This window comes from Propioniciclava sp., assembly GCF_047602245.1.
Classification (GTDB): domain Bacteria; phylum Actinomycetota; class Actinomycetes; order Propionibacteriales; family Propionibacteriaceae; genus Propioniciclava.
The window spans coordinates 1,672,779-1,689,665 of the sequence record NZ_JASGHT010000001.1 but is presented as its reverse complement, the minus strand read 5'-3'; the positions used below and the strand labels follow the sequence as shown (position 1 = coordinate 1,689,665).

Here is a 16,887-nt window from a genome sequence, read left to right as displayed (position 1 = left end):
TTATACGGCTCCAGATCGCGGTCGATAATGACCATTTCTTGGCCCGACCGCCGATGCCGCCCGGAGACCGCTCCGATAACGACCATTGCCGAGTCCGATTGGCCGAAAGGGTGGGTGGCCGACAGGAACGGGCCCGGGAGCACGGTCAACGCCCGGCGGCGACTCAACGACATTGGCCGAAAGGGAGCCGGCCGACGAGAACGTCGGCGTTGCCGTCACGATGACGGCGCGTCGGCGTGGGAGGTGACGATGTCGTGCGAGGCCGCCCAGGCGCCGATGTCCTGGCGCTGGATCGCGGCCGCCATCAGGTCGGGGAACAAGTCCGGCGTGCAGGCGAACGCCGGGACACCGATGCCGGCCAGCGCCTCCGCGTGCTCGGCGTCGTAGGAGGGGCGTCCGTCGTCGGCGAGCGCGAGCAGGGCGATCATGGTTGCTCCCGAGCCGACGATCTGTTGCGCGCGGCGCAGCATCTCCTCGGCGATGCCGCCCTCGTACAGGTCGCTGATCAGCACCAGGATCGTCTCGGCGGGCTGGGTGATCTGGCCTTGGCAATAGGCGAGCGCGCCATTGATATCGGTGCCGCCACCCAACTGGACGCCGAACAGCACATCCACCGGATCATCGAGGTCGTCGGTCAGGTCGACCACGGCGGTGTCGAACACCACCAGGCGGGTTCGCACCGCGCGGAGCGAGGCCAGCACGGCGCCGAACACGCTGGAGTAGACGACCGACTCGCCCATCGATCCCGACTGGTCGATGCACAAGATGATCTCGCGCTGCACCTGCGACTGCCGTCGCGCATGGCCGACGAGGCGCTCGGGGACCACCGTGTGATGCTCCGGCAGATAGTGCTTGAGGTTGGCCGCGATGGTGCGGTTCCAATCGACGTCGTGCAGTCGCGGACGGCTGGTGCGGGCCGACCGGTCGAGTGCGCCGGTGACCGCTTGCACGGTCCGGGCGCGCAGGCGTTGTTCCAGTTCGTCGGTCACTTGCCGGACCACCTGGCGTGCCGTCTGGCGCGAATGCTCCGGGATCACGCCGGTCAGTCCGATCAGGGTCGCGACCAGCGCCACGTCGGGCTGCACCGCCCGCATCATCTCCGGTTCCAGCAGTAGTTGCCGCAGGCCGAGGCGCTCCATGGCATCGCCCTGCATCACCTGCACCACCGACGACGGGAAATAGGTGCGGATGTCGCCCAGCCAGCGTGCGACCTTCGGCCGCGATCCGCCCAGCCCGCCCCGCCGGCTGCCGTCGTAGAGGTCGGTGAGCACCCGATCCCGGTCCGCATCATCGGCACTGAGCGACAACTGGCCGCCGTGGTGCGTCACCCCGTCCGCCTCCCCCGCGCCGAGAATGAGCCGCCACCGTGTCAGACGATCGGGAACCTCACTCATCGCGCCTCCTCCTTCCACAAGATCCGGGCCGCCGCGGCGAGCGCGGGCAGGGCCGCCTCCAGGTTCCAGATCGTCTCGGGGGCGCCCGACGCGCGGGCATCCCGCGAGACCTGTTCGCCGAGCATGCGCCGCTCGGGCGGAGAGAACTCCGCGAACGTGCGGCGCAACAGGGGCAGCAGATCATCGAACGCCTCGGCATCGACGCCGGCAACCCAGGCGTCCACCAGTGCGAGCAACTGCGGATCGTGCACCAACACGACCGCCGACGAGGCCAGGAACCCGGCCAGCCAGCCGGCGGCGTCCCGGGGCTCCACCGCGGGGGAGAGCCGCAGCCCCATCAGGACGCCCACGCGGCCGGCGTCCAGGTGGCCCGCGTCGAGCAGCAGACGGGTGGCGCGCCCGGCGAGGATGCCCGGGGTCTGGTCGCGTTCGCTGAGCAGCGCGAGGCAGGCCAGCCACGGGTCGAGCAGGCCGTCGTCCTGCAGCAGGGTGAGGCCGGCGTGCGCGTCGTCGATCTTGCCGACCAACTCGGCCGCCGCGTCGGCGTCCAGCGAGGTCGCGAACGCCGGCAGGCCCACCGTGCCGCGCGCGACCAGGGTGCGCAGCACGGCGTCCACCTCGGTGACGTCGATGTCGCGCACCGACCCGTACCGGCTCACCTCGGCGAGTGGGCGGACGGCCGCCAGCAGCCCGGGCACGTCGGTGTGCCGGGCGCTGTGCTCGGCGAGGCGGGCGACGACGTCGTGGACGCCGATCTCGGCGAGCAGGCAGACGTTGACCAGTTCGGCGAGTTCGGCCAGCGACGAGGCCGACCGCGCCTTGCGGGCGAGGAACGCCATCGCCGCCGACTCGATCGTGGTGCCGAACAGGCTGGCCTCGACCAGGTCGATCGCCAACTCGGGGCGCCATGCGAGCTCCCATTGCTCCTTGAAGGTGCCGGTGCTGCGGCCCGTGCTGGCCGGACGCCCCCACGCGACGCCGAGCGCGGCGAGCCGGTGCAGCAGACGCGAGCGGGCCCGTCCGGCGACGGTGCGCAGATCGAGCGTGATCACCTGGCTGGTCGCCGACGGCTTCAGCCGGGTCGCCTTCTGCCATGTGGCCAGGTCGGCGGCCAGCGGCACCAGCGGCGCGGACGCCGGAACGGTGCCGAGGTCGCGCCCGACCACGAGCGACTCGCGCACGAGGGCGAGCGGGTACGGGTTGCCGTCGGTGAGGATGCTCAGCGCGGCGTCCTGCAATTCGCTGAGCCCGGCTGCCGGACGCCCGCGCAACGAGGCCAGCGCGGACGCGAGACGGCTGGCGTCGACCACCGAGGCGGTGGAGGCGTCGATGCCCTGGGTGCGCAACGCGTGCGCCACCCGCACCAGCCAGCTCATCGCCGGATCATGATCGGCCCCGGACGCCCAGTGTTCGAACAGGTGCCGGTACCAGCCGGGGGAGTCGACACCGGCTCCGTACCCGGACGCATAGCTCAGCCGGTCGGCCGTCCACGGCACCCAGGCCGCGGAGGTCTTCACCTTCGGCAGCCCGCGCAGCAGTTGCTGGTCGCGGCTGATGGGCGGGAAGGCGTCCGGCACCAGGGCGGGCGCATGCCAGGCGCCGCACACCACCACGATTCGCTCGCGCCCGGCCTTGATCTCCTCACGCAGCACGCGGCGCATCGCCGCCTCGCGCACCGGGTTGTCCGGACGCCCCGGGTCGCGTTCGGGCTCGTCATGCCGCAGTTCGGCGATCGCCTCGCGCAGCGCCGCGAACCGTTCCAGGGCCGAACCGGCCCGCGATTCGACGGCGTCCTCCCACCACTGCTCGGGGTCGTCGTAGCCGGCCGCGTGCGCCAGCGCCCCGATCGGGTCGGCGGACGCCACCGGCGCTTCGGAGCCGGCGTCCTCGTCTTTCTCTGCGTGCTGCTTGTCGAGCGCGAGCGCGTGCGCGGCGGGCAGGTCGAGGAAACGCTGGGCGACGCCGTGACCCGACGCCCATCGCATCGCCACCCACTCCGGTGAGAAGGAGGCCAGCGGATAGAACGTCGCCCACCGCGGGTCGTCGGTCGCGTAGACCAGCGCGGCGATGGGCGGTTGCAGGCCGGGATCGGCGACCAGCGGAATCAGGGCGTCCAGTTCGGGCGGGCCTTCGATGAGCACGACATCGGGGCGCAGCGCGTCCAGGGCCTCGGCGACCGCGCGGGCGGAGCCGGGCCCGTGGTGGCGCACCCCGAGCACGTGGACGTCGGCCATCGGACTCACGCGGTCGCGTCGAGGTCGCGGCAGGCCCGGTAGAGGTCGGACCATTCGGGACGGTTGCGCACCACCGTCTCCAGGTATTCCTGCCAGATCACCGTGTCCTGCACCGGGTCCTTCACCACCGCGCCCACCAGGCCCGCGGCCACGTCGGCGGCACCGACCGTGCCGTCGCCGAAGTGGGTGGCGAGGCTCAACCCGCTGGTCATCACCGAGATCGCCTCGGCGGTCGACAGCGTCGAACTGGGCGACTTCACCGTGGTGCGGCCGTCCGCGGTGACGCCGCCGCGCAGTTCGCGCATCACCGTCACGACCCGGCGGATCTCCGACAAGGCGGCCAGGTCGGCGGGCAGATCGAGGGACGCGCCCAGGCTCGCGACCCGCGTCCGCACGATCTCGACCTCCTGGTCGAGCGAATCGGGCAGCGGCAGCACCACGGTGGTGAACCGGCGCCGCAGCGCCGAGGACAGATCGTTGACGCCCTTGTCGCGGTTGTTGGCGGTGGCGATCAGGTTGAAGCCGCGCCGGGCCTGCACCTCGGTGTCGAGCTCGGGGATCGGCAGGGTTTTCTCCGACAGGATCGTGATCAGTGAGTCCTGGATGTCGGATGGGATCCGGGTCAGCTCCTCGACGCGCACCAGCGACCCCTCGCCCATGGCGCGCATCACCGGACTGGCCACCAGCGCCCCCGTCGACGGTCCTTCGGCGAGCAGCCGGGCGTAATTCCAGCCGTAGCGGATCGCCTCTTCGGGCGTCCCGGCGGTTCCCTGCACGACGAGGGTCGAGTTGCCGCTGATCGCCGCGGCCAGATGTTCGCTCACCCACGACTTGGCGGTGCCGGGCACGCCGATCAGCAGCAACGCCCGGTCGGTGGCCAGCGAGGCGATCGCGATCTCCATCAACCGGCGGCTGCCCAGATATTTGGGGGTGATCTCGGTGCCGTCGGGCAGGCGTCCGCCCAGCAGGTAGGTGGCCACCGCCCACGGCGACAGCCTCCACTGCGGCGGGCGTGGCCGGTCGTCGGCGGACGCCAGCGCCGCGAGTTCGCCGGCGTACTGCTGTTCGGCGTGGGCGCGCAGGACCTGGTCGTCGGTGCTCATCTGGGGTTCCTCCTCGGTGGAAACGCCTCGTCGATCGAACGGGCGAAGCTGGCGTTCTGGCGGACGGCCAACAGGATCGTGCGGGCGCGCCGCTGGTTCTCCGACGGCTCCAAACGGTCGATCACGGCCGCGACCTCGGGGCCGAAGCCCGGGTAGAGGGTCTCGTCGAAGGCACGGACGAACCGGTCGGCGTCCTCGGCGGCGGCGATGCGCTCGGCGATCGCGCGCGCCAGCGGCGCCGGCCACGGATGCGGCGTGTTCCGGGCGGCCCGCAGGAACTGATCGGGCTCGACCGGGCCCGTGTGCAGCGCTTCGGACAACCAGCGGATCTGCTGCTCGGGCGGCAGCAGTCCGACCAGGCTGCCGTGGCGTCCGGACGCCGTGAGTGCGGCCGCCCATGCGGCGTCCTCTTGCATGCCCACCGCCCGCGCCACGGTGCCGAGCACCAGTTCGTCGCTCGCGAGCAGCTTCACGATCTTCTCGGGGGTGAGGCCGGTGACCTCGCACCAGGTCGCCAGCGGCGCGCCGGTGATGATGGTCTGCAGCCAGGACAGGTGCGGCCGCTGGCCCGAGGCCGACGGCGCTTCGAGACCGTCCCGAATGCCGGCCTCGTCGATGGCGGCGGGCGGGGTGACCGTGAGCAGGGGATCGCGCAGGAAGCGTTTGGTCACCGTGATCAGCGGCGCCATCCGCTGCGCCATCCGGTGGTTCAGTCCGCTGCCCGGCAGTTGGCGCAGCAGTTGGACGGCGGCGGCCCGCACCCCCTTGGACCGGTCGTCGAGCGCCGCCTCCAGGAACGGCTCGTCGGCTGGTCCCAGCCCGGTGCGCAGCGCGTCGAGAATGACGGCGCGCTCCTTGGCCGAGAACCCGCGCCAGTGCTGGGCGAGCAGCGCGCGGCCGGCCTCGGCGTCCAGGTAGCGCACCCGGCGCAGGTGGGCCCGGGCCAGGTCGGCGGACCTCGTGGCCCACCCCTGCGACAGTTCCGCCACTTCGGATGCCGCGTCGGCCGGGCCCGCCGGTGTGGCGGCCGGGTCTGGGGTGCCGGCGTCGGATCGCACCATCCTGGGGGCGAACAGGCCGGCGTACCAGCGACCCCGCTCGTCCCACACCCGGGCGAGCGGCACGCGCATCGCGACCCGGGAATGCGCCAGGGCGACCAGTTCGGGCAGCAGGCCGGCCTGCACGCTGAACCCGGCCTCGGCGCAGCGGTCGAGCCAGTGGTCGATCTGCTGATCGCGTGCGGACGCCGGCAGCGGCGACTGCCGCACCAGCAGGGTGAGCAACTGCACCGCCTCGGGCGGGGCATCCGGACGCCGATTCGGCGGCGCCGGATCGACCGGTGTTCCGCTCACCGGCACCGTGCCCGCCCGGGTGAGCACGTCGAGCAGCGCGATCTGGTCGAGCAGGGACGGATGCGCGGGAGCGTTGTTGGCCGAGCCGGGTGCCCGACCGGACGCCTCCACCACCTGCGCCTGGCCACCCGCGCCGGTGATCGCGGCCGCCGTGGTGTTCGCTGTCGAAGGTGGGGCGTCCGGAAGGGATCGCAGGGCGTCCGGAAGGGCAGGTGCGGGGCGCTTCGACGTTCCGACCAGGGCGCTCGCGCGCACGGCGGCTGCCCAGGTGGCCAGCGGCGAAGTGCCCTGTGGCGAGGTGGTCATAGTGGCACCACCGTTCGTTCCCCGGAGGGCTCGGCCAGTTCGAGGGTGAGGATGCGCAGGAACCCCGCCTCCCACTCGCCGAACACGGCCGCCGCGCGGCCACCGGTGAGGGCGAACAGGCGGGCAAGATCGGTGGCCGGATCGAGCGGCACCGCGTCGCCCGCGGCGTCCACCACCAGCGCCGGATCCCGCTGCCAGGCGACATCGGCGAGCAGCACCGGGTGGCGCTCGCGCCACGGCGTCCGGCCCACCTCGCCGGCGATCTGGGCGAGCGCCCGCGCGATGCCCCCGGACGCCCCCAGCCCGGCCGCGCCCACCGGAACCGGCGGCTCGGCGAACAGGGCCCGCTGCGGTGCGGCGCCCGGATAGAACGCCAGCGTCGCTGAGACCAGACTGCCGGCGAGTTGCGGCACGGCCAGCGCCTGCCCGGGGCCTGCCGTGTCGAGCACCAACGCCCATTCGCCGTCGTCGGCGCGCAGCCAGGTGCGTTGCTGATGCAGCGGGCCGGCCTCGGAGCGGTGCGCGCCCATCACCAGCCAGCTGGCCGCCCGCGTCCGGCCGGAGCGCACCTGCTCGCTCGGTGTCGCCCATCCGACGGCGGCGCGCAGATCGGCCTGCTGGTCGTCGGTGAGCGCGTCGCGACCGCGCCAGGCCTGGGCCAGCAGCCACAGACGACCCAGCGAACCGATCAACTGGTCCTCCCAGTCGGTGCGTGCCAGCGCGTCGGAGCCGACGGCGCGCACCCGCTCGGCCAGCCCCGGCAGTTGCGCATCGACGAGCCGCGCCGCTGCGCGATCCCAGAACGCGTACGGCTGGCTGCGGGCGGCCGCCGCGCCACCCCGGGCCACGTCCTCCAGCCAGGTGCACAGGTCGTCGACGCCGGCGTCCATCTTCGCCACCCTGCTCGCCGCACGCTTCTCCTGCGCCTGTGGGTCGGCCGGGGTGTCCTCACGCGTGGCAGCCCGCCGGGCGGACGCCTCCGCGCGCGACGCCCGTTGATCCACCCAGCCTTGCGCGAACGCGGCCAGGGTTTCGGCGGAGTCGACGTGCCCATCGGCCCACAACAACAGCAGCGCGAGCGCATGCTTGCACGGGAACTTCCGGCTCGGGCACGTGCACCGATAGGCCGGCGTGGCCAGGTCGATGCTCACCTGGTAAGGGTTCTTGCCGCTGCCCTGGCATTGCCCCCAGACGAGAGCGTCGTTGGCGCCGGTCTCGCTCCACGGCCCCGGGCGCGCGAGCTTCTGCGCGGCGTTCACCGACGAGGGGTCGGGCGCCACGGCCATCACCTGGTCGCGACTCCACCTCATCGGACGCCGTCCGTCGCTGAGCCGGGAGTGAGATTCACCTTCGTCATCCTGCCAGTCGGCTCCGACAGTTTTCGCGGGAGGCGTCCGGACCTCCCTGCCGGTATCGGGGACTAGCGGATACAATCCGCGCGTACCTCCGGGTGATTCGCTCGATCGAGCGCGTCCCCGGGAACGGATCACAGCGGATCTACCAGAGGAAGAACATGAAGCGAACGGCAATCCTGCTCGCCGCCGGGGCCCTGAGCCTGTCGGTGCTCGCGGGCTGCTCGGCGAAGCCGGTGGCCAACACTCCTGGGAGTGGGGCTTCTGGGGACACGATCAAGGTCGGCCTGAACTACGAACTCTCCGGCGATGTGGCCAGCTACGGCCAGTCGTCCGTGGCGGGCATCGAGCTCGCCGCCAAGGAGATCAACGATGCCGGCGGGATCAACGGCAAGAAGATCGAGCTGATCAAGTACGACACCAAGTCCGATACCGCCGAGGCGACCACGTTGGCCACCAAGCTGATGGCCCAGGACAAGGTGGTGACCGTGATCGGTCCGGCCACCTCGGGCGGCATGAAGGCGCAGATCCAGGTCGCGGCGCAGAACCAGGTGCCGATCGTGTCCGGTTCGGCGACGGCGGATGACCTCACGGTGACCAACGGCAAGCTGAACGAGTACGTGTTCCGCACCTGCTTCAACGACTCTTTCCAGGGCACGTCGGCGGCGAACTACTCCACCGAGAAGCTGGGCGCCAAGACCGCGGTGATCATCAAGGACAACTCCAACGATTACAGCAAGGGTCTGGCGGCGAGCTTCGACGCCCAGTTCAAGGCCAAGGGCGGCACCATCGTCGCCGAGGAGGCGTACGCCAAGGGCGAGCGCAACTTCAACTCGATCCTCACCAAGATCAAGGGCCAGAGCTTCGACGTGATCTACCTGCCCGGCTACTACGAAGAGGCCGGACCGGCGATCAAGCAGGCGCGCGAGCTGGGCATCACCGCCCCGATCCTGGGCGCCGACGGTTACGACAGCCCGAAGCTGGCCGAGGCGGCCGGCGCCGGCCTGACCGACGTCTACTTCTCCAACCACTACAGCTCGGCGGATTCCGACCCGCGGGTCGTGACGTTCATCGCGGCCTTCAAGAAGGCCAACAATGCCGAACCGAACGCCTTCAACGCTGTCGGCTACGACACGATGAAGTTCGTGGCGGACGCCGTGGGCCGCGCCAGCGCGGTGAACGGTCCCGCGGTGAAGGAAGCGATGGAGTCCACCAAGGACTTCGCCGGTGTGACCGGGACCTTCTCCGTCGATCCGGCCACGCACAACCCGGTCAAGTCCATCGTGTTCATCGGCTACAAGGACGGCAAGATCGCCGTCGCCGAGAAGGCCTGACCCTTTTCCATCTAGTTCGTCAGTGACGTGGGAGGCGCGCCTCGTTCGCCTCCCACGTCACGTTGCTGAACGGGAGCCCTGTGGAGCAACTCGCACAACAGCTGATCAACGGCCTGAGCCTGGGCAGTATCTATGCCCTCATCGCGCTCGGCTACACGATGGTCTACGGCATCATCCAGCTGATCAACTTCGCCCACGGCGAGGTCTATATGGTCGGCGCGTATGTCGGCTACTCGTGTATGACCTTCCTGCGCCTGGGATTCTTCGAATCGCTGCTGATCGCCATGGTGGCCTGCGGCATGCTCGGCGTGGTGATCGAGCGGGTCGCCTACAAGCCGCTGCGTAATTCGACCCGCATCGCGGCGCTGATCACCGCGATCGGCGTCTCGTTGCTGCTGCAGTACGTGATGATGGCGTTCGTCGGCGCGGACGTGCGCACCTACCCGGCGCTGCCGGGCTACCTGACGGCGTCCTTCAATGTGGGTGGTGTGGTGATCTCGGCGCAGTCGTTGTTGATCATCGGCACTTCGGTGGTGCTGATGATCGCGCTGCAGTTCATCGTGCACCGCACCAAACTGGGCAAGGCGATGCGCGCGGTCTCGATGGATCCTGACGCCGCCCGCCTGATGGGCGTCAACGTCGACAACACGATCTCGTTCACCTTCATGCTCGGCTCCGCGCTCGCCGGCGCGGCGGGCGTCCTGGTGGGCGTCTACTACAACTCGATCAATCCGCTGATGGGGGTGCTGCCCGGCCTGAAGGCCTTCGTGGCGGCGGTCTTCGGCGGTATCGGGATCATTCCGGGCGCCCTGATCGGCGGCTACTTCATCGGCGCCTCCGAGACGCTGGTCAGCGGCTACTTCAGCTCGCTGTACAAGGACGCGGTGGTCTTCGGCATCCTGATCCTGGTGCTGATCTTCCGGCCCGCCGGATTGCTCGGCAAGAACGTCCGGGAGAAGGTGTGATGAGCAATCCGATGGTGAAAACGGTCCTCACGCGCGGGGTGCCGCTGCTCGCCCTTTACCTGGTCGTGCTCGGTGGCCTCAATGCCGGGGTGATTGACGACTACTGGATGACGACGATCGGCCTGTTGTGCATCAACATCGTGCTGGCGGTGAGCCTCAACCTGATCACCGGCTTCACCGGTCAGTTCTCGCTCGGCCATGCCGGCTTCATGGCGATCGGCGCCTACGCCACCGGCCTGATCATGCTCGCCCTCCCGACCGTGCCCGGCTTCCTGCTCGGCCTGCTGGTGGGTGGGCTGATCGCGGCCCTGGTCGGTTTCCTGCTCGGCCTGCCCACGCTGCGGCTGCGCGGTGACTATCTGGCGATCGCCACCCTCGGCATGGCCGAGATCATCCGGATCCTGCTGAACAACCTGGAGTTCACCAACGGTGCTGCCGGCCTGTCCGGAATGCCGCGGATGATGGACTGGAACTGGTTCTTCATTCTCACCGTCGGCTCGGTGCTGCTGATCCGCAACTTCCTGCGTTCCCACCATGGCCGCAACGCGATCGCCGTCCGCGAGGACGAGATCGCCGCCGAATCGGTCGGTGTGGACGCCACCCGCGCCAAGGTGCTGTCGTTCACGGTCGGCGCCTTCTTCGGCGGGCTGGCCGGCGGCATGTACGCCTCCTACTTCTACTTCATCAAGCCCGACACCTTCGGCTTCCTGAAGTCGATCGACATCCTGGTGATCGTGGTGCTGGGCGGCCTGGGCAGCCTGTCGGGCTCGGTGATCGCCGCCATCGTGCTGGCCGTCATCTCGACGGCGTTGCAGCAGTTCACCGCCGTCCGGATGATCCTGTACGCGCTGCTGCTGGTGGTCATCATGGTGTTCCGCCCGCAAGGCCTGATGGGTTCGCGGGAAGTGTCGCTGCAGGTCTTCAGGAAGCTGTTCAAACCCAAACCTGCGGACGCGCCGACGAAGGGGGCCACCGGTGAGTGACATCCTGCGCGTGGAGAAACTGACCCGGAACTTCGGCGGCCTGGCCGCGGTCTCGAACGTTGACCTGCGGCTGGCCGAAGGTGAACTGGTCGGCCTGATCGGCCCCAACGGTGCGGGCAAGACCACCGCCTTCAACCTGCTCACCGGCGTCTACCCGCCGTCCTCGGGCACGATCACCTTCACCCGCGACGGCCGCGAGCTGTCGCTGGGCGGCAAGAAGCCGGACGCCGTGTGCCGGGCCGGGATCGGGCGCACCTTCCAGAACATCCGGTTGTTCAAAGACCTGACCGTCCTGGAGAACGTCGAGATCGCCTGCCAGCAGAACCACCGGTATTCGCTGGCGGCCTCCTTCTTCAGGCTGCCGCCGTTCGCGCGCACCGAGAAACTGGTGCGCGAGAAAAGCATGGAACTGCTGGCTCTGATGGGCTTGGCGGACGTCGCCGGCGAACAGGCCCGCAACCTGCCCTACGGCGGCCAGCGGCATCTGGAGATTGCCCGCGCGCTGGCGACCCAGCCCACCCTGCTGCTGCTGGACGAGCCTGCCGCTGGCATGAATCCGGCCGAGACGGCCGAACTGACCGGGCTGATCGCCCGGCTGCGCACCGAGTTCGGGTTGACGATCCTGTTGATCGAACACGATATGAGCCTGGTGATGACCATCTGTGAGCGGATTTACGTGCTGGATCATGGTGTGGTGATCGCCTCGGGCAGCCCCGACGAGGTCCGCTCCAATCCGCGGGTGATCGAGGCCTACCTGGGCGAGGAGGTGTAGCGATGTTCGAGATCAAGGACCTCAACGTCCACTTCGGCGGGATTCACGCCATCAAAGGCATCTCGCTGCGGGTCGAGGCCGGCGAGGTCGTCACCCTGATCGGCGCCAACGGGGCCGGCAAGACCACCACGCTGCGCACGGCGTCCGGGCTGAAGGCACCGACCAGCGGCTCGGTGTGGCTCGACGGCAAGGACATCACCAAGGTGTCGGCGCAGCAGCGGGTCAACCTGGGCATGTCGCATGTGCCCGAGGGACGCCGGGTGTTCGCCCAGATGAGCGTGCTGGAGAACCTCGAAATGGGCTCCTACCTGCGCAAGGACCGTGGCAACCTGGCCGCCGACTTCGACACCGTGTATGCGCGGTTCCCGGTGCTCGCCGATCGCCGCAAGCAGATGGCGGGCACCCTGTCGGGCGGCGAGCAGCAGATGCTGGCGATGGGACGGGCGCTGATGGCGCGTCCGAAGCTGCTGCTGCTCGACGAACCGTCGATGGGCTTGGCGCCGCTGCTGGTGCAGGAGATCTTCGACATCATCAAGAGCATCAACGCGACCGGTACGACGATCCTGCTGGTGGAACAGAACGCCAACATGGCGTTGCAGGTGGCCGATCGCGCCTATGTGATGGAGACCGGCGTGATCGTCACCTCCGGTCCGGCCGACGAACTCGCGCAGACCGACGACATCAAGCGGGCGTACCTGGGAGGCTAGTCCCATGTTCGTAAAGACGCGGATGACGGCGCACCCGTTCACGGTGACGCCGGAGACAACCCTGCCCGAGGCGATCGCGCTCATGGAGACCAAGCGCGTCCGCCATCTGCCCGTGGTGAGTGAGGGGCGCGTCGTCGGCGTCCTGGCCCCCAGCGACATCGCCGCCGCTGGACCGTCGCGGGCGACCACCTTCGCCGCCGGTGAGATCAACTATCTGCTCGGCAAACTCAAGGTCGCCAAGGTGATGACCCGCGATCCCTTGACCATCGCGCCCGACGCGCTGCTGGAAGAAGCGGCCGTGATGATGCGCGACCACAAGATCGAGATGCTTCCGGTGGTGGACGGCGACGAACTGGTCGGCGTGATCACCGAAAGCTCGATCCTGGACGCGTTCATCGAGATCCTGGGATTCCGTGACCGCGGAACCCGGCTGACGGTCGAGATGCCGGACACCCCCGGCGTCCTCTCCCGGCTGAGTTCGGTCACCGCCAACCACCGCGCGAACATCCAGCACCTGGCCGTCTATCGCGGCGGGGGCGATCGCAGCACGGTGGTGATCCGGCTGAACACCCTCGACACCGACGAGATCGAAGCCGAGTTCGCCGCCGAGGGCGTCGTCGTCCTGCACAAACTGCAGAACATCTGAGCGTCCTGAGGTTTCGGCCCTCGTGGTCGAGCTGCTGGCGCCGGCACGCGCTTTCCCATGCCCCGGACGCCTCCGCGCCGCCCGGTTTACGCACGCCCGCCCGGGTTAGGCACGGACGCCCGCCACGTCGCCCGGCTCCCATACCGTCGCCCGGTTTCCTCCCCGGGCGACGGTGCTTAACCCGGGCGACACGAGTCGCCAGGCCACCACGTCACTTCTGCCCTTGCGCAGGAGTTGCACCGATGCGCACGAAATTTCGTGGGCAACGGTGCAACTCGTGCGCGTGAGTGAACGGGGCTCAGGCGTCGAGCTACTCGAGGCGGATCGGTCAGGGTTTGCCGGCGGCCAGCAGGGTCTGGACGTTGTCGGCCTCGCCGAACAGGGTGGCGATGTCACCGTCGTCCATGTAGACGCCGAAGGTGTCGGGGGAGGTGCCGGAGCGGAAACCCGACAGCGCTTCGAGGTTGAGTTCGCCGCCGTCGGCGGGAAGGACGCCCCACCAGTAGTCGGCGAACTGGTCGCCGGTGACCACACCGGGCGCCAGGGCCAGGATGAGTCCCTGATAGTCGCCCGGTGCGCCGGTGGAGACGATGTCGACGTAGATCGAATCGCGCGGGCCCTTGAAGACGGCCGTGTCGGTGGGCTCCAACGGCGGACTGGTCACCTGGTAGACGTCGGCGAAGGTCATCTGGCCGAGCTTGCCCAGGTTGTGGTCGAGCCAGGTGACGGACGGCCGGACGTCCTTGCGCAACGCGGTGACCGTGAACGCCACCACCCGCAGCCGACGCGTCACGACACGGATCTGGAGACCCTGGCTCTGGTACACCGACAACTCCAGAGGTTCGGTCTTCGCGGTGCAGTCCAGGTGTTCGCAGGCATCCGTCGTCCATGCCGGGGCGCCGAGTTGGGCGGTGACGTCCTCGACGTCGGAATCGATGTGCAACACCGCGGGAACCGCGGCGGCCGTGCCGCCCGGCGTGGCCGTTCCACTCGACGACGGGGACGCCGCAGCCGAGGGCGCCGGCGTGGCTGAGGGGGATCCGGCACCGGCGGACGGACCCGCCGCAGGAACCACCGGGGCGCAGGCTGTCATCACCGCCAGGGTGCTCAGGCTTGCCCAACACAGGGCCCATCGTGTCCGTCGCATCGCGACCTCCTCGCCGCTTGGGGGTTGAAATCAGCCTATTCCTGAGGCGCGACGCGGGGGCGGGAATCGGCGTCCGTCTTGGGGGAAAGCACTACCAGGCACTACCGTCTATACGTGAGTGACGATTTTCCCGAGCCGACGGCTCCCGCCGCGGTCGACGAGCACGACGCCCAAACGGTCCCGGTAGAGGCCGCCAAGGGCACCAACAACACCCCGGGCGAGACGCCCGAACAGCCGGCCGTGAGCGCCGAGAACAACGCCGAGGACGCCGCGACCGATCCCGCGGACGCCGCAACCGACGACGGCCCCGAGCAGGTGACCTTCGACGACCTGGGCCTGAACAAGCGCATCCTGCAGGCACTGCGCGACCTGGGCTATGAGCGCCCGTCGCCGATCCAGGCCGAGACGATCCCGGCGCTGCTGGACGGCCATGACCTGATCGGCCTGGCTCAGACGGGTACCGGCAAGACGGCGGCGTTCGCGCTGCCCATCCTGAACCGGCTCGATCTGCGCCAGCGTTCGCCGCAGGCGCTCATCCTGGCGCCGACCCGTGAGCTCGCCCTGCAGGTCTGTGAGGCGTTCGAGAGCTACGCGACCGGCATGAAGGACGTCCGCCTGCTGCCCGTCTACGGCGGCCAGGGCTACGGCGTCCAGCTGAGTGCGCTCGCCCGCGGTGTCCATGTCGTGGTCGGCACGCCCGGCCGGATCATCGACCACCTGGAGCGCGGCACGCTCGACTTGTCGCAGTTGCGCTTCCTGGTGCTGGACGAGGCCGACGAGATGCTCAATATGGGCTTCGCCGAGGACGTCGAGACGATCCTGGCCGACACTCCTGGCGACAAGCAGGTGGCGTTGTTCTCCGCGACGATGCCGGCCTCGATCAAGCGGCTGTCGCAGCAGTACCTGAACCGGCCGGTCGAGGTGGCCGTCAAGGGCCAGACCGCGACCGCGGAGAACGTCACGCATCGCTACCTGATCGTGTCCTACCCGCAGAAGGTGGAGGCGCTCACCCGCCTGCTCGAGGTGGAGAACTTCGACGGCATGATCGTGTTCGTCCGCACCAAGCACGAGACCGAGACGCTGGCCGAGAAGCTGCGCGCCCGCGGGTTCTCGGCGACGGCGCTCAACGGTGACATCGCCCAGGCCCAGCGCGAGCGGGTGGTGGGCCAGCTGAAGTCAGGCAAGCTCGACATTCTGGTCGCCACCGACGTCGCCGCCCGCGGCCTGGACGTGGACCGGATCAGCCATGTGGTGAACTTCGACATCCCCACCGATGTCGAGTCCTACGTGCACCGGGTGGGCCGCACCGGTCGTGCCGGCCGCAGCGGTGACGCGATCTCGTTCATCACCCCGCGCGAGCGACGCCTGCTGGGCGCCATCGAGCGTGCCACCAAGCAGACGCTGACCCGGATGGAGATGCCGACCGCCGACGACATCAACGCCACCCGCCTGGGCCGCTTCGACGACGCGATCACCGCGGCGCTGTCGTCGCCGTCGCTGGAGTTGTTCCGCCAGGTCGTCACGCACTACGTCAACGAGTACGACGTGCCCGAGCTGGACGTCGCCGCCTCGCTGGCGATCGTGATGCAGGGCGACGAGCCGATGCTGCTCGACCCGACCGAGGATCCCTCCCCGGAGCGGTTCCGCGGCGAGAAGCCCGCCAAGGGTGCGGACGCCGGCCCGCGTGGCGACCGTCCGCGCCGTCAGGGCAGCAAGCAGCTGGCCACCTACCGGATCTCGGTCGGACGCCGCCAGCACGTCGCGCCGCGGCAGATCGTCGGTGCGCTCGCGAACGAGGGCGGGCTGACCCGCGACGACTTCGGGCATATCGACATCCGCGCCGATCATTCGCTGGTCGAGTTGCCCGCCGACCTGCCGTCCGCGGTGCTGGACGCCTTGGCTTCGACCCGGATTTCGGGCCAGTTGATCGAGTTGCGGCCCGATTCCGGGCGTCCGCGTGGCAACCGGACGCAGGGCGATCGCGGGCAGGGCGGCAAGAAGCGCTACGACCGGGACGACCATCATGCGTTTGACCGCCATGGCGGCGGGCGCGGCGGTTCCGGCGGGCGTGGCCCCAAGGAGCGGCACGGCAAGTCCGGGAAGCCGTTCAAGGACAAGCCACGCAAGGACAAGCGCGGCTGAGTTGCGCTCGTCCGCTTCGACGCCCGCCGGCCACCAAGGCCGGCGGGCGTTTTGCTTTCGTCGCGCCACGCCACTAGGGGAGTGAACTGGAGAGATCCGAGTGAACTGAATGTTCACGGAATGGGTGTGATCTCGCCCAGGATGAGGTGTTATGAGAGTGAACTGAACTCTTCGAAGTGAACTTAATCGGGAATTGTTAAGTGTGTGTTACCACCGAAGTGGCGTCCGATTCTGAAACTGAATATTCCCGTGCGGGCGGCGTCTACACATTTCACTCGGGTGTGACGGATTGGTGTTTCGCTCAGACCCGGTTGGTTCACCCGGAGGGCGGTCCGGCGGCGGTGCCGGGTGGTATCGAGGCTTGTCGTGAGAAAAAGCCTGAGAGACGCTTCACCGGACTCCCTGCCATTGGGGGGGGGAGGCAGGGAGCCCGGTGTCGTCGCGGTCGAG

Annotated in this window: 13 protein-coding genes; 7 read left to right on the top strand and 6 right to left on the bottom strand. The window is 69.3% G+C overall.

The annotated features are described in order from the left end of the window. Window positions 1-215: 215 nt before the first annotated feature. Genes QM708_RS08110 through QM708_RS08090 form a run of 5 tightly spaced genes read right to left on the bottom strand, consistent with a single transcriptional unit; the run spans window position 216 to window position 7,699 of the window. Window positions 216-1,394 (bottom strand): VWA domain-containing protein, encoded by a 1,179-nt coding sequence (locus QM708_RS08110; protein ID WP_415106532.1) that lies wholly within the window; start codon window positions 1,392-1,394, stop codon window positions 216-218. Next, window positions 1,391-3,628 (bottom strand): DUF5682 family protein, encoded by a 2,238-nt coding sequence (locus QM708_RS08105; RefSeq protein WP_415106529.1) that lies wholly within the window; start codon window positions 3,626-3,628, stop codon window positions 1,391-1,393. The genes QM708_RS08110 and QM708_RS08105 overlap by 4 nt, the downstream gene beginning before the upstream one ends. 5 nt (window positions 3,629-3,633) lie before the next feature. After that, window positions 3,634-4,731, bottom strand: coding sequence for an ATP-binding protein (locus tag QM708_RS08100; protein WP_415106527.1), 1,098 nt, complete (start codon window positions 4,729-4,731; stop codon window positions 3,634-3,636). After that, window positions 4,728-6,389 (bottom strand): DUF5691 domain-containing protein, encoded by a 1,662-nt coding sequence (locus tag QM708_RS08095; protein WP_415106524.1) that lies wholly within the window; start codon window positions 6,387-6,389, stop codon window positions 4,728-4,730. The genes QM708_RS08100 and QM708_RS08095 overlap by 4 nt, the downstream gene beginning before the upstream one ends. Next, a complete protein-coding gene (locus QM708_RS08090; protein ID WP_415106521.1) occupies window positions 6,386-7,699 on the bottom strand; it encodes an SWIM zinc finger family protein in 1,314 nt (437 codons plus the stop codon). The genes QM708_RS08095 and QM708_RS08090 overlap by 4 nt, the downstream gene beginning before the upstream one ends. Window positions 7,700-7,902: 203 nt before the next feature. Here QM708_RS08090 and QM708_RS08085 point away from each other — a divergent pair, with 203 nt between their 5' ends. The 6 genes from QM708_RS08085 (at window position 7,903) to QM708_RS08060 (ending at window position 13,148) form a co-directional block, all read left to right on the top strand. Next, a complete protein-coding gene (locus QM708_RS08085) occupies window positions 7,903-9,075 on the top strand; it encodes an ABC transporter substrate-binding protein (RefSeq protein ID WP_415106518.1) in 1,173 nt (390 codons plus the stop codon). An 80-nt stretch (window positions 9,076-9,155) separates the two neighbouring features. Beyond that, entirely contained in the window at window positions 9,156-10,040 is an 885-nt protein-coding gene (locus QM708_RS08080; protein WP_415106515.1) for a branched-chain amino acid ABC transporter permease, read from the top strand. Continuing rightward, window positions 10,040-11,023, top strand: a complete 984-nt coding sequence (locus QM708_RS08075) for a branched-chain amino acid ABC transporter permease (RefSeq protein WP_415106512.1) — start codon at window positions 10,040-10,042, stop codon at window positions 11,021-11,023. Before QM708_RS08080 ends, QM708_RS08075 begins: the two co-directional genes overlap by 1 nt. Further along, window positions 11,016-11,795, top strand: a complete 780-nt coding sequence (locus QM708_RS08070) for an ABC transporter ATP-binding protein (protein ID WP_415106509.1) — start codon at window positions 11,016-11,018, stop codon at window positions 11,793-11,795. Before QM708_RS08075 ends, QM708_RS08070 begins: the two co-directional genes overlap by 8 nt. A 2-nt stretch (window positions 11,796-11,797) precedes the next feature. Further along, entirely contained in the window at window positions 11,798-12,502 is a 705-nt protein-coding gene (locus QM708_RS08065; RefSeq protein WP_415106507.1) for an ABC transporter ATP-binding protein, read from the top strand. 4 nt (window positions 12,503-12,506) lie between these two features. Beyond that, complete coding sequence (locus QM708_RS08060) at window positions 12,507-13,148, top strand: CBS and ACT domain-containing protein (RefSeq protein WP_415106504.1); 642 nt, start codon at window positions 12,507-12,509, stop codon at window positions 13,146-13,148. Between the two features lie 328 nt (window positions 13,149-13,476). On the opposite strand, the gene QM708_RS08055 is transcribed toward QM708_RS08060, so the two are convergent. Then, the gene (locus QM708_RS08055) at window positions 13,477-14,241 is read right to left on the bottom strand and encodes an ETEC_3214 domain-containing protein (protein WP_415106501.1); all 765 of its coding nucleotides are present in this window, start codon (window positions 14,239-14,241) and stop codon (window positions 13,477-13,479) included. A gap of 168 nt (window positions 14,242-14,409) precedes the next feature. Here QM708_RS08055 and QM708_RS08050 point away from each other — a divergent pair, with 168 nt between their 5' ends. Beyond that, a complete protein-coding gene (locus QM708_RS08050) occupies window positions 14,410-16,437 on the top strand; it encodes a DEAD/DEAH box helicase (RefSeq protein WP_415106498.1) in 2,028 nt (675 codons plus the stop codon). The last annotated feature ends 450 nt before the right edge of the window (window positions 16,438-16,887 follow it).

What these genes read in the sequence shown, in the direction of transcription:
- QM708_RS08110 (WP_415106532.1), bottom strand. Translation starts at nt 1,394, where the DNA reads ATGAGTGAGGTTCCCGATCGTCTGACACGGTGGCGGCTCATTCTCGGC.
- QM708_RS08105 (WP_415106529.1), bottom strand. Translation starts at nt 3,628, where the DNA reads ATGGCCGACGTCCACGTGCTCGGGGTGCGCCACCACGGGCCCGGCTCC.
- QM708_RS08100 (WP_415106527.1), bottom strand. Translation starts at nt 4,731, where the DNA reads ATGAGCACCGACGACCAGGTCCTGCGCGCCCACGCCGAACAGCAGTAC.
- QM708_RS08095 (WP_415106524.1), bottom strand. Translation starts at nt 6,389, where the DNA reads ATGACCACCTCGCCACAGGGCACTTCGCCGCTGGCCACCTGGGCAGCC.
- QM708_RS08090 (WP_415106521.1), bottom strand. Translation starts at nt 7,699, where the DNA reads ATGAGGTGGAGTCGCGACCAGGTGATGGCCGTGGCGCCCGACCCCTCG.
- QM708_RS08085 (WP_415106518.1), top strand. Translation starts at nt 7,903, where the DNA reads ATGAAGCGAACGGCAATCCTGCTCGCCGCCGGGGCCCTGAGCCTGTCG.
- QM708_RS08075 (WP_415106512.1), top strand. Translation starts at nt 10,040, where the DNA reads ATGAGCAATCCGATGGTGAAAACGGTCCTCACGCGCGGGGTGCCGCTG.
- QM708_RS08065 (WP_415106507.1), top strand. Translation starts at nt 11,798, where the DNA reads ATGTTCGAGATCAAGGACCTCAACGTCCACTTCGGCGGGATTCACGCC.
- QM708_RS08060 (WP_415106504.1), top strand. Translation starts at nt 12,507, where the DNA reads ATGTTCGTAAAGACGCGGATGACGGCGCACCCGTTCACGGTGACGCCG.
- QM708_RS08055 (WP_415106501.1), bottom strand. Translation starts at nt 14,241, where the DNA reads ATGACAGCCTGCGCCCCGGTGGTTCCTGCGGCGGGTCCGTCCGCCGGT.